We start from the raw sequence: 13,119 nt of genomic DNA, 5'->3' as shown, positions 1-13,119 counted from the left end.
CACCCGCAAGCCGGGCCGGCGAAACCCGGGTAAAATGCCGGCATCGTTGCGTCGCCGGCAGTCAGCCACGGAATTCCGCATTATGCTCGCCATCATCGGAGGCACCGGCCTCACCCAGCTCGCCAATCTGGAAATCACCCACCGGCAGGTCATCCGCACGCCTTACGGAGAGCCCTCCGGCGCGCTGACCTTCGGCCGCATCAAAAACGAGGAGGTGATCTTCCTCGCGCGGCACGGTTACGGCCACACCATCGCGCCCCATGAGGTGAACTACCGCGCCAACATGTGGGCGCTCCATTCGCGGGGCGTGAAGGACGTGGTGTCCGTGGCCTCGGTGGGCGGCATTCACCCGGACCTGACCCCGGGACGCATCGTCATTCCGGACCAGATCATCGACTACACCTGGGGCCGCAAGAGCACCTACCGGGAAGGCAACGACACGCCCGTGGTGCACCTCGACTTCACCCAGCCCTATTGCGAGGACATGCGCCACCTCTGCATGCAGGCGGCGGCAGCCGCGGGGGAGAGCTACGTCGCCGGCGGGGTCTATGCCTGCACCCAGGGACCCCGGCTGGAAACCAAGGCGGAGATCGACCGGCTGGAGCGGGATGGTGCCACCATGGTGGGCATGACCGGCATGCCGGAAGCCATTCTCGCCAAGGAGCTGGGCCTGTGCTACGCCCACCTGGGCGTGGTGGCCAACTATGCCGCAGGCCGCGGCTCGAGCGCCCAGGGGATCCGTCTCACCGATGTCGAGTCGGTGCTCAAGGGTGCCATGCAGCGGGTGCGCACCATTCTCGAGCACCTGGTGAGCCTGCACGCGAGCTGACCATGGCCGTCCGGGAAATCCTGCGCATGGGCGATCCGCGGCTGCTGCGGGTGGCGGATCCGGTGGAACGTTTCGACACCCCCGAGCTGCACGCACTCATCCAGGACATGCACGACACCATGGAAGCCTACGACGGAGCGGGGCTGGCCGCCCCGCAGATCGGCGTGCCCCTGCAGGTGGTGATCTTCGGCGTGCGCCGCAATCCACGCTATCCGGACGCGGAGGAAGTGCCCTACACCGTCCTCATCAATCCCACCCTCACCAAGCTCGACGATGAAATGGAGGAGGGCTGGGAGGGCTGTCTCTCGGTGCCCGGCCTGCGCGGTCTGGTGCCCCGTTACCGGCGCCTGCGCTATCAGGGGTTCGACGCCCGCGGCACCCCCATCGACCGCACGGTGGAAGGCTTCCACGCGCGCGTGGTGCAGCACGAGGTGGACCACCTTTATGGCATTCTCTACCCCATGCGCATGCGGGATTTGCGCAAGTTCGGCTTCACCGATGTGCTCTTTCCGGGCCAGCATTTGCAGGACGACTGATGGGCAAGGCCGCCGTTTTTCTCGACCGTGATGGCACGCTCAACGTGGAGAAGGAATACCTCCACCGCTGGGAGGACTGGGAATGGATACCGGGTGCCATCGACGCCATCCGGCGTCTGAACGAGGCGGGGTTCCTGGTCATCGTCACCACCAACCAGTCCGGCATCGCCCGCGGCTACTACACCGAGGCCGACGTGCTCGCCCTGCACCAGCGGGTGGACGAAGACCTGAAACGCCACGGTGCCCGCATCGACGCCTACTATTACTGTCCCCACCATCCCCAGTACGGTGAAAACCGCGACTGCGACTGCCGCAAGCCCGAGCCCGGCATGCTCCTCCAGGCCGCGCGGGAACATGACATCGACCTCACCCGCTCCTACATGATCGGCGACAAGGCGGCGGACGTGGAAGCCGCCCTCGCCGTGGGCGCCATGCCCATCCTCGTCCTGACCGGCTACGGGGTGGAGGAGCAGAAAAACGTCCCCCCGGCCACCGTCATCGTCCAGGACGTGGGGCGGGCGGTGGAGTGGATTCTCCAGTAACACTTGCAAAAAATCCTCAAGTTCCGCGCCAGACTGCCGCAATGGGTCTGTAGTCAACCACGGGCCCAGCATGCCGGGCTGAAAGCCCTCGCCCCTGCAAGGTCTGCCGGCACGGGTGCAAGGGGTGCAGGCATCCCATCGAGCAGAAGGCGCAGCTTGCTCAGGGGACGGGTTTTATGGATACGGTCTTCCAGGCTCACGTAGGAGAACATCGCGCCTTGATTGATCGTCTTGCCTCGCATCGGGGTCAGGGTGTCAGGATTTCCAGTGAACCAATTTCACCGCCTGCCCAGATGGACCCGGTTTTTACCAACCTGTTAGGTTTCCAGGCACCATGACTTAAATAAATTCAAGTGAGCACAGCCTCTAGTCTCCCTGTTTGTGCCTCATTCAAATAGCGTAAATGTGCGTGAATCTCGGCTGTTGGGTTGGCACGGGGTGGGGTATGGTTTGAGTATGGTAACTCGCTGCTGCTACAGCCAAATTAAGGCCGTGCTTCCGAACGTAATCGAGCGGATTGTAAGGATTGTCCGACTGAGCGTTCAAAGTCACTATAGGGATAGCCACTATGGTTTCAGCCACTGACCTCCCCGTCATTGTTCATTCTCTCTTTCGCTCGGGCAGCACCTATATTTTCGACGTGTTCAGGCGTGCTGGCGGTGGCAGCAAGTATTATTGCTATCAGGAGCCATTGCACGAACAGCTGCTCAGGTGTGCCCAAGAGGTTGCTTGGCTGCAAGATCTTACCGAGAGTAAGCGTCTAGCCGCAGGGTTGCGCCACCCTGCGCTCGAGAAAGCATATTTTGAGGAGTATGCGCCACTAGCAGAAGAAATTGGCCGGGTCTTCAGACCAGAATTTTCTTATGACCTTTACTTCATGGATTCTCACTCGGCCGCGCCCGATTTGGAGAGGTATTTTTCACTTCTATGCACGAAAGCCCCACGCCGTCCCGTCCTGCAATGCTGTCGCTCCACCGGACGCTTGGCATGGATCACGAATCGTTTCCGGGCAGTAAATGTGTTCTTGTGGCGATCGCCCTATGATCAGTGGCGTTCGTACCAGGTCAATTCCTATTTTGATGCGACCTCTCTGCTGATATTGCGGTCGAGCTTCGCGCCTCCGGTGATGCAAGCGTTACGCGAGCGATTGGCCGTCCCCGCCCTCACGGAGACCGACCCACGGGATGCTATCCGTCAATATCAGGAACTGGAGTTGGACTCGGATACACGCCTTACCGCGTTCTTAGGGCTGTGGTGTTATGCCATGCTTGAAGCCGGTCCCCGGTGTGACGTAACGATTTCCATGGATTTGCTGAGCAGCAGCGCCGCCTACCGGAAAACCATCCTCGAATCCCTGGCTAAACTGGGAATTGCGCACCTTACCTTCGACGACTGCGCCATGCCTCGGCATGAGCGCCATCCGCGCGAGGTGGCAAGATTTATCCGCCGCGCGGATCAGGTACTAAGACTGTTTGCCAACCACGGGTACAATGCAGCGCAGTTGAGCCATCTAGAAACATTGCTAAACCCTGCTACCGGGGTAGACGCAGGCGCTACAGGTCCTCGTACACACGGATTCAGTTTTCACGCGATCGACCAAGCGGCAGGGAAAACAAAGCCTTGCCTCGTGGTTGCTGCCCCATTCCCGGTTTATCCGGCAATTTCCGGGGGTGAGCGCCGAGTTTTTTATTTGTATAGGTCCTTGTTGGGAAGATTTGAGGTGACGCTTTTGACCATTTCTGGACCGGACAAGCCGCCTGGGACATATGTTATCCAGCCCGGCTACAGGGAGATAAGGGTGGCCAAGAGCATCCTGCAGCTTGCGCACGAAGTTGAACTAAATAATGCGGCGTCTCTGTCGACAGAGGACATCGGAATGACGTCCCACATATTTGATACGCCGGAGTTTATGGATGTGCTTCGCGATCTTGTAAAGGGTGCTAATTTTGTCTGTTTGAGCCATCCGTATCTCTATCCGGCTGTAGCGGCGGTGTGGAACGGACCGATTTTTTACGACGCACACAACGTGGAATTTGATTTAAAACGCCAGATGCTCCCAGAGTCCCCGATACGTGACGTGCTGCTCAAGGTTGTCGAGGAGGTGGAGAAAGCCTGCTGCAAACGCAGCGAGGTGGTGTACTGCTGTTCTGAAGAGGACCGAAAACGGCTAAGCGAGCTTTATAACACTCCCTTGGAAAAAATATTCGTTGCGCCAAATGGCTATTCGGAAGCAGAGATTGAGTTCGTCAGCCTCGGGGAGCGCGTACGACTACGCGATACCAGCAATTTGCCGAAAATCGCGGTATTCATAGGGTCAAACCATCTTCCAAATGTGCATGCATTAGAAAGCGTTTTTCGCATAGCCGATCAACTGCCGGAAATACAATTTATCGCAGCCGGGTCGGTTTGCGACGCTTTCCCAAATGGATCCAGGCGCAGCAATGTACATTTGGTGGGGATGATAAGCGAGGAAGAGAAAAAGGAGCTGCTTGCAATAGCCGCGGTGGCTGTCAACCCCATGGAGATTGGGTCGGGGACCAACTTAAAAACAATCGAATTTCTCGCTGCGGGAGTGCCGCTGGTCACGACGCCATTTGGTGCCAGAGGGCTCGGGCTGGTTGACGGAATACACTGCAGGATCAGGGAAGTTGCGGAGTTTCCGGCAGCAATTCGCGAATTGACAAGCAGCACCAACGACAAGCTGGTTGCCCGTATGGTCGAGGCGGGCCATGCACACGCGCGGGCCAATTTCAGTTGGGAAGGTGTTGGGGCGCGCCTGATTGCGGAGATTGCCCATACACTAGGCGAAAGTTTTCGGTTCAAGGGGCTCTCATTAGAGCTGCAAAAGAAGGTGGCCGATCCTGAACCGGTTGCAAAAATTGCTGTCGAGCCATCTGATAGCCTAGGCCAAGGCAAAAGCCCTGGTTTCGGCGTCAATATTATCGGGCATGTAAGCGGAAATCTTGGTATCGGGGTGACCGCAAGGAATTTTATCGCGCTACTGCTGGAACACAACATACCTGTCAAAATCCTAGACATTGACCCTGGATTGGGGCGCTGGCGTGCCGATTTGACATACGCGCACTATGAGGTGGCCAGCGAAAGGGATCTGACACATCAGGTGAGTATTTTTATCTTGCCCCCAGAAACTATTGCATACCTGGCGCGTACTTCGCCGCGGCTCTTTGACCGGGCCCGACTTTTGGTGGGACTGTCCATGTGGGAGCTTCCGGTGGTGCCCAAAGCATGGCGGGGCGCCTTGGAAAGCATGGATGTCTTGTTGGCAGAGTCGGAGTTCATTCGTTATGCCTTCGAGTTCAACCTGTCGGGCGTCTTTACCCTGCTCGCGCATCATCCGTTGTACCTCCCGGATGGGATTCGGGGTGATCGTGCGAGATTCGGTTTGCCGGAAGATTGCCTCGTTTTCATCAACAGCTTTGAGCCGCACAGCGATCCCGCGCGAAAAAATCCGTTCGCAGTCCTCGAGGCTTTCAAGCTGGCTTTCCCGTCCGAGCCAAACGTAAGGCTTGTTTTCAAAATAAACAACGCTTACATCAATGGAAGACTTCATCCCGCCGCGGAGCAGGTGAGGGTTGCGGCGGAGCGCGATCCGAGAATCATTCTGGTCGTAGAAAAAATGAATTACCGGACCGCACTTGAGCTCTATGCCAGTTGCGACGTGTTTGTCTCGTTGCATCGGTCGGAAGGGCTTGGGTTGGGACTGATGGAGGCCATGGCCCTGGGGAAACCGGTCATTGCCACGGCGTGGTCGGGGAACATGTCGTTCATGGATCATGAGTCGGCCTGTCTGGTACGTTACAGGCTGCGTCCATTGAACGGCACGATTCGTGTTTATACCCCTGAGTTTGTCGGAGGTGACTGTGTATGGGCCGAACCCTCGGTTGCTGATGCGGCAGCCTGGATGCGCCAGCTATTCGAGGACGAGAAATTGCGAGTGGAAAAGGGGCAACGGGCTCGGGCGCGAATGCAGGCACACCAGAAGCTTGCCCAGGGCGCCTTGTTCCTGCGCGAGCTGAAGGCAATCTGGGAAGCGCGCAGGTTCATGCCGCCCAAGCACGAGAGCCTGAGTGCGGGTGTGGCTCACAGTGCGCCTCGGGATGAATCCTATGCACTGTGGCGGTCCAAACAGTCCTTGACGGAGGTACATGCCCAGACTTTCGCGGAGCGGATGATGCGCAAATGGAAGCAGCGGCCGACTTTTCGCCTGGTATTGATGCTGCAGCCTGGGCAGGAGACCCAGCTGGCGGACACGATCGATTCGCTTGCCAGCCAGCTTTACCCGGGCTGGCGCCTGGTCGTCGTCGCGCCTTTTGCTGCGCCGGATCCGGCATTCAACGAAGTCGAGCAGCTCGGCTGGGTCGAAGCGCATTCTTCCGAGGAACGGGTGCGTGCAGTCAACGCCCTGGCTGCCGAAGGAGCTGGCGACTGGCTCTGGCTGCTTCCGGGCGGAGCCAAAATAGAACCGCACGCGCTGCTGCGCTGGGGCGACTACATCGATTTGCACCCGGAGTGGCGGGTCATCTACTGCGACGACGACCGCATCCTGGCCGACGGCAATTTTGGCGACCCCTGGTTCAAACCCGATTTCAACCTGGACCTGCTCCGCTCCATGGACTACGTGGGACCATTTCTTGTGCGCGGAGATGCCCTGCTGGAAGCGGGAGGCTATTCCGGGCTGGAGGGGGCGGAATCCTATGACCTCCTGTTGAGGGTCCTCGATCGCTTTGGTGAGGCGAGCATTGGGCATGTCGCTGACGTGTTGCTGCACCTGCCGGGTACCGGGATCCTTACCTGGTCGGCAGAGGCCGCCATGGAGGCAGTGCGGGAGCATTTGGTCCGGGCTGGCATCAGTGGAGACGTGCTGCCCGGATACATCCCGGGCACGCACAGAATCGTGTACCGGCATACGAGCACCCCCCTTGTCTCTGTCATCATTCCCAATCGGGACAAGCTGGAGTATCTCCAGCCCTGCGTCGAGAGCCTGCTGGAAAAGACCACCTATCCGAACTATGAGGTGCTGATCGTTGACAACGGCAGCACGGATCCGGATCTCCTCGAGTACTACCGTGATCTCGAGCAGACCCAGGGGGAGCGTGTTCGAATACTTGCCTACGACGCGCCGTTCAATTTTTCCGCAATGAACAACGAGGCGGCGCGGCAGGCGCGGGGAGAATATCTGCTGCTGCTCAACAACGATACCCAGATCGTTCAGGGGGAATGGCTGGAGCGCATGGTATCCCACGGGCAGCGCCCGGAGGTCGGCGTCGTAGGTGCCCGCCTCGTCTATCCCGAAACCGGCAAACTGCAGCACGCAGGCGTTGTGCTGGGTTTACGTGGGGTGGCTGAGCACGTGTTCACTGGAGAGCTCGGCCTGACCGATCCCGGTTACATGAACCGCGCCCTGGTGGACCAGAACTATTCCGCCGTCACGGCGGCGTGCATGTTGGTACGGCGCTCAGTTTTCGAGGAAGTGGACGGGTTTGACGAACAGCGTTTCGCAGTTTCCTTCAACGATGTGGATCTCTGCCTGAAGATCGGCATACGTGGCTACAAGGTCGTCTGGACCCCCTATGCGACGGTGGTGCATCACGGCTCTGCTTCCCAAAAGGCGGGCGGCGGAGATGTGGTCGCGCAGGCCATGCAGGTCCAGCGGTTTGAGGCAGAACACCGTGCCATGCTGGCCAAGTGGCTTCCCACTCTGGCCAACGACCCTGCCTACAACCGTCATCTCAGCCTCCAGCCTCCGGGATACGAGGTGGAAACCGCCATCGTCATCGACTGGGATCCTTATTTCCATGATCGGCCCCGCCTGCTGGGCCTGCCTCTCTCGGGCGGCTCCGGTGAATATCGTGTGATCAGCCCCTTCCGGGCCCTGAGCCGGGCCGCGCTGGCCCACGGTGATGTGGTTCAGACCGGCAAATATTTCGAGAGTCGCCTGCCCACGCCGGTGGAGCTCGAGCGCGCCAAGCCCGACACCCTGGTGCTGCAGGCCGCCTTGGGGGATCCGGCGCTCCAGGCCATGGCTGACTACCGACAGTTCAACGGCGACGTCATGCTGGTTTTTGCCCTGGACGATCTGGTCACCCAAATGCCGCCCGAGAACCCTTTCTTTCGCCACGCGCCGCGGGATGTCAAGCCTCGGCTGCGGAAGGCGCTCTCCCTGTGCGACCGGGTGGTGGTCAGCACGGAACCCATTGCCGAACTTTGCCGCGCCATGCATGGGGACGTGCGCGTCATCCCCAACCGGCTCGAAAAGGCGATCTGGGGAGGATTGTCTTCCCGCCGGCGGCGGGGCACCAGGGCCCGCGTTGGCTGGGCGGGCGCCCAGCAGCACGCTGGTGACCTTGCCCTCATCGTGGAGGTGGTCAAGGCCACTGCGCAGGAGGTGGACTGGGTGTTCTTCGGCATGTGTCCCGAGGCGCTGCGGCCGTTCGTCAGGGAGTATCACGACTTCGTGGTCTCGTTTTACGACTATCCCGCCAAGCTGGCGAGCCTGGACCTCGATCTGGCCGTGGCGCCCCTCGCCATCAACCCGTTCAATGAAGCCAAGAGCAATCTGCGGCTTCTGGAATACGGCATTCTGGGCTGGCCAGTGGTTTGCACTGACATTTATCCGTACCGGGAGGCACCGGTCAAACGGGTGCCCAATACGCCGGAGGCCTGGATCGAGGCGATCCGCGAGCGGATTTACGATCTGGACGCCGCAGAAAGGGAAGGCGAGCGCCTTCGCCAATGGGTTCTGCAGCATTACATCCTGGAAGACCACCTCGGCGAATGGCTGCGGGCGCTGACGCGGTAAGGTTCAGTGCCGGAGTGCCGGGTGGGCGCGCGGCCGGGCGCCGTGCGTCCACCCGTAGCTAGGTCCACACTTCCTGCCCGCCCAGGCTAAAGTTTCGCCCCCCCTCTCCGTTAAAGGGCTTGACGGCGACGCATCCAACCTGTCGCCGCGCCCGCCGCCATGCGGGTTTACCTGTCAAGGAGATGAAAAATGGCTCTGATCGTCAATACCAACATTGCCTCCCTGAACGCCCAGCGCAACCTGGCCACCAACAGCAGCCAGCTGGCGGTCACGCTGCAGCGGCTGTCCTCGGGTCTGCGCGTCAACAGCGCCAAGGACGATGCGGCGGGTCTGGCGGTTTCCCAGGCCCTGACTGCCCAGATCCGGGGCAACAACCAGGCGGTGCGCAATGCCAACGACGGAATTTCCCTGGGCCAGACCGCCGAGGGCGCCCTGGGCCAGATTGCCAACAATATCCAGCGCATCCGCGAGATCGCGGTGCAGGCGGCCAACGGCACGTTGAGCGATGACAACCGGAAACAGCTGCAAAAAGAGGTGGACCAGCTGACCCAGGAGATTTCCCGGATCGTGCAGACCACCCAGTTCAATGGCACGTTGCTGCTGTCTGGCAGCAATACACTCACGTTCCAGGTCGGTGCCAGCGGTACCGCCGATAACCAGGTCACTGTGACGACGACCAACCTGGCCACAAACGGTGCGGGTGGTCTCTATACCTACAGTGGCTCCCTCACTGCAACGAAAGTCATCGACGTCACGAGCCAGACGACTGCCTCGGCGGCACTGGCAAACCTCGACGCGGACATCGCCCAGATTTCCACCATCCGCTCCACCTTCGGTGCGGTGCAGAACCGGTTCGAGGCGGTGATCGCCAACCTGCAGAACTATGTGGAGAACCTGGAGGCTTCCCGCAGCCGCATCATGGATGCCGACTTCGCGGCCGAGACCGCCGCGCTCACCCGCGGCCAGATCCTGCAGCAGGCGGGCACCGCGGTGCTGGCCCAGGCCAATGCCCTGCCGCAGACGGCGCTGACGCTCCTGCGGTAAATCCGGAACAGGGGAGCATGAGGACGGGAGGGGCCAAAGGCGCACGCCGGCGGCCTTTTCCTCCATCTGATCCCCTCATGCACGGAGGGTAGGCCATGTCAAACGGTCCCATTTCCCCGTTGGGCCAGTCGGTGGGGATGACCGGTGCCCCGTCTGCGGCGCAGAACCCGCCGGCGGAGCTGCCGGTTTCCACACCGCCGCCGATAGCCGTACCCGCGCCGGTTCAGGCGCTGCCCGGGCAGAAGCAGCAGGCCGATGCCCAGGCGGTGAAGCAGGCGGTGGAGCGCATCAATGCCTTCATCCAGTCCGCCCAGAGCGATCTCAAAATCTCGGTGGACAAGGACACCAAGATGGTGGTGGTGAAGGTGGTGGATCGGGAAACCGGCGAGGTGATCCGCCAGATTCCCCCGGAAGAGGCGCTCAACATCGCGAAGCATCTGGATTCGGCGCAGGGCGTGTTGTTCCGGTCCAAGGTCTGATCGGGCAGTCCGGCATGGCGCTTCGTGCGCCATGCCGTTCCTTCGGGGAAAACAGGCAATACAGGAGAGTGTCATGGCGATTTCATCGGCCGGGATTGGTTCCAATCTGGACGTCAACGGGCTGGTCTCCCAGCTCATGGCCATCGAGCGCAAGCCGCTCAACGTCCTCGACCAGAAGAAATCGCAGCTCAACAGCGAGATTTCCGCCTACGGTCGGCTGAAGAGCGACCTCGCCGCCCTGCAGAGCGCCATCGGTGCGCTCAAGGACGCGGCCGATTTTCAGGTTTTCAAGGCCACGCCGGCCAGTGACGGCTATTTCACTGCCTCCGCGGATGCCACCGCGCTGGCGGGCACCCATTCCATCACCGTGACCCAGCTCGCCCAGGCACAGAAGCTGGTGTCCGCGGCCTTCGCCGACACCAACACCACGCCGGTGGGCGAGGGCACCCTGACCCTGAGCAACGGCACGGACAGTTTTTCCGTCACCATCGACAGCAGCAACAACACCCTGGCGGGCATCGCCAATGCCATCAACTCCGCCACGGGCAACTTCGGCGTCTCCGCCACCCTGCTCAACGATGGCAGCGGCTACCGCCTGGTGCTCTCGCCCCGGGACACGGGCGCGGCCAAGGCCATCACGGTGGCCGTGAACGACACCGGCGACGGCAACAACACGGACAACCTGGGCCTGTCCCGCCTTTCCTACGTCCCGGGCGCGCAGAACCTCAGCCAGACCGTGGCGGCGCAGGATGCCATCCTCACCGTGGACGGACTCACCGGCATCACCAGCGCCTCCAACACGGTGAGCCGCGTGATCCAGGGCGTCACCCTGAATCTCAAGGCGACCGGCAGCACCACACTCACGGTGGCCGTGGACAAGGAGGCGATCAAGGGCAAGGTCAACGATTTCATCAGCGCCTACAACAAGCTGGTGAGCGACATGGACGAGCTGCACCGCAAGGGCGGCACCCTGGAAGGACGCAACACGGTGCTCACGATCCGGTCCCAGATCCTGGGCGTATTCAACGCTTCCGTTAATCTGACCGGAAACGATTTCAACTACCTGTCCCAGATCGGCATCAGCATCCAGAAGGACGGCAAGCTGGCCCTCAATGCCAGCGACTTCGATGCCGCCGTCACCGGCAAACTGGACAGCGTGATCCGGTTGTTTACGGACGACACCCAGGGCTTCGGCCAGCGGCTGTACACCGAACTGGGCAACCTGCTGCAGACCAACGGCGTGCTGGATGCCGCCACGCAGGGTCTCAATGCCAACATCTCGGAGATCGAGCGGCGCAAGGATCAGCTCTTGGTGCGGCTCGATCGCATGGAGCAGCGCCTGCGCGCCCAGTTTGCCGCGCTGGATGCCATGCTGGGCAGCATGCAGCAGACCAGCAGCCAGCTCATGCGCGCGCTTTCCTCACTTCCCCGCTGACCGACGAAAGGACGGACGACCACCATGAACACGATGAACCGGGCTCTCAACGCCTATGCGGACGTGGATCTGCAAACCGCCGTCTCCACGGCGAGCCCCGTGCAGCTCATCGTGCTGCTCTATGACGGGGCGCTGGCGGCCCTCGCCTCGGCCAAGGGGCGGATGCAGGAGATGAAGCTCGCCGAGAAGGGCGCCCTGATTTCCAAGGCCATCGGCATCGTGGAGGGGCTGCGCTCGGTGCTCAACCACGAAAAGGGCGGCGAGATCGCGCGCAACCTGGATGATCTCTACGACTACATGAAGCGGCGCATGGCCACTGCCAACCTGAAAAACGACCCCGCCATGCTGGACGAAGTCATGGGCCTGCTCGCAAGCCTGCGCGAGGCCTGGGTGGAGCTGGCCGCGCAGGAACGCCAGCAGGCGGCCCCGGCCAGGCTCACCGAGGCGGCCAGCGGCGTGAGCCTGAGGGCGTGACCATGGATGCCACCGAGGCGCTCGACCAGTACCGCGTGATCGAGGAGACCACGCGGCGCATGCTGGCTGCCGCCCGGGCAGGGGACTGGGACACCCTGGTCAATCTGGAAACCGACCGCAAGGCCATGATCGAACGCGTGACCGCCCAGGAAGTGGATTTCGGCCCCCGCGCCGCCGAGAAGGATGGCTGCATCCGGGCGATCCTCAAGGCCGACCAGGAAATCACCCGCCTCACCCGCGCCTGGATGGACGAGATGCAGGACATGCTGGCCACCCTGCGTGCCCAGCGCAAGCTCGCCGAGGCGTATCACCATGGGTCGGGCGCGGGCGGCTGAGGCGGCGCCGTGGACGGGCAGAGGCTGGCGCAAACCGGGCCCTTGGGGCAGGTGCCGGATCTTGTCCCCGTCAAGCCTGACCGGCTGCCGCGCCGTCCCGACTGGCCGCGCCAGCGCCAGCGCCGCCGCCAGCCGCCATCCCCCACGCCCCAGGCCCCCACGCCGCCCGGCCACGTGGACGACTACGCCTGAGAAAAAGGGAGGGGCTATAATCCTTCACGTCGCGACTGCCCTGCGAGGAAGTGGTCATGGAAGGCGCGTTCGTTCTCACCTGGAAGGAAATCCTGATCGGCGCGATCGTGGTGCTGGGCGTGTACATCGCCGAGCTGCTGCTCCTCATGCACGGCTCCCGTGGCCAGGGCAGGACACTCTGGCGACGGGGTGCCCAGGCGCGGGAACTCATGGAGCTGCGCCGGGAGGTGGCCGAGCTCCGGGAGCGTGTGAACCGGCTGGAACAGGCTGCGAGCCGCGCCACCGAGGAAACGCCCGTCACGCCCTATACCAAAGCCTTCCAGCTCGCCAAGCAGGGGCTGGACGTGGCGGAAGTGGCAGCCTCCTGCGGCATTTCCCGCGCCGAGGCGGAACTCATCGTCGCCATGCAGCGGGGCGGGCACCTCTGACCCTC

General features: G+C 61.7%; 11 protein-coding genes. All 11 read left to right on the top strand.

Annotation, left to right across the window (positions count from 1 at the left end; translation table 11 throughout):
* Positions 1-82 precede the first annotated feature (82 nt).
* The 11 genes from ACZ42P_RS01575 to ACZ42P_RS01525 all read left to right on the top strand — a co-directional run bounded on the left by ACZ42P_RS01575 (position 83) and on the right by ACZ42P_RS01525 (position 13,114).
* Positions 83-829, top strand: a complete 747-nt coding sequence (locus tag ACZ42P_RS01575; RefSeq protein ID WP_464898356.1) for an S-methyl-5'-thioinosine phosphorylase — start codon at positions 83-85, stop codon at positions 827-829.
* A 2-nt stretch (positions 830-831) separates the two neighbouring features.
* Complete coding sequence (gene def / locus ACZ42P_RS01570) at positions 832-1,365, top strand: peptide deformylase (protein WP_464898355.1); 534 nt, start codon at positions 832-834, stop codon at positions 1,363-1,365.
* Positions 1,365-1,907 carry a D-glycero-beta-D-manno-heptose 1,7-bisphosphate 7-phosphatase gene (gene gmhB, locus ACZ42P_RS01565; protein ID WP_464898354.1) on the top strand — a complete coding sequence of 181 codons (543 nt, stop codon included), beginning with the start codon at positions 1,365-1,367 and terminating at the stop codon, positions 1,905-1,907. The genes def and gmhB overlap by 1 nt, the downstream gene beginning before the upstream one ends.
* A 568-nt stretch (positions 1,908-2,475) precedes the next feature.
* Positions 2,476-8,727 carry a glycosyltransferase gene (locus tag ACZ42P_RS01560; protein WP_464898353.1) on the top strand — a complete coding sequence of 2,084 codons (6,252 nt, stop codon included), beginning with the start codon at positions 2,476-2,478 and terminating at the stop codon, positions 8,725-8,727.
* A 189-nt stretch (positions 8,728-8,916) separates the two neighbouring features.
* Complete coding sequence (locus tag ACZ42P_RS01555; protein WP_464898352.1) at positions 8,917-9,771, top strand: flagellin N-terminal helical domain-containing protein; 855 nt, start codon at positions 8,917-8,919, stop codon at positions 9,769-9,771.
* A gap of 95 nt (positions 9,772-9,866) precedes the next feature.
* Positions 9,867-10,250 (top strand): flagellar protein FlaG, encoded by a 384-nt coding sequence (locus tag ACZ42P_RS01550; RefSeq protein WP_464898351.1) that lies wholly within the window; start codon positions 9,867-9,869, stop codon positions 10,248-10,250.
* A gap of 73 nt (positions 10,251-10,323) precedes the next feature.
* Positions 10,324-11,685, top strand: a complete 1,362-nt coding sequence (fliD, locus tag ACZ42P_RS01545) for a flagellar filament capping protein FliD (protein WP_464898350.1) — start codon at positions 10,324-10,326, stop codon at positions 11,683-11,685.
* A 24-nt stretch (positions 11,686-11,709) separates the two neighbouring features.
* Positions 11,710-12,159 carry a flagellar export chaperone FliS gene (fliS, locus tag ACZ42P_RS01540; RefSeq protein WP_464898349.1) on the top strand — a complete coding sequence of 150 codons (450 nt, stop codon included), beginning with the start codon at positions 11,710-11,712 and terminating at the stop codon, positions 12,157-12,159.
* A gap of 2 nt (positions 12,160-12,161) precedes the next feature.
* Entirely contained in the window at positions 12,162-12,494 is a 333-nt protein-coding gene (locus ACZ42P_RS01535; RefSeq protein ID WP_464898348.1) for a flagellar protein FliT, read from the top strand.
* Positions 12,495-12,503: 9 nt separating this feature from the next.
* Positions 12,504-12,686, top strand: coding sequence for a hypothetical protein (locus ACZ42P_RS01530; RefSeq protein WP_464898347.1), 183 nt, complete (start codon positions 12,504-12,506; stop codon positions 12,684-12,686).
* Between the two features lie 56 nt (positions 12,687-12,742).
* Positions 12,743-13,114 carry a DUF2802 domain-containing protein gene (locus ACZ42P_RS01525; protein ID WP_464898346.1) on the top strand — a complete coding sequence of 124 codons (372 nt, stop codon included), beginning with the start codon at positions 12,743-12,745 and terminating at the stop codon, positions 13,112-13,114.
* The last annotated feature ends 5 nt before the right edge of the window (positions 13,115-13,119 follow it).

The organism is Thiobacter subterraneus (assembly GCF_055379455.1).
This window is presented reverse-complemented; position numbering and strand designations above follow the sequence as displayed.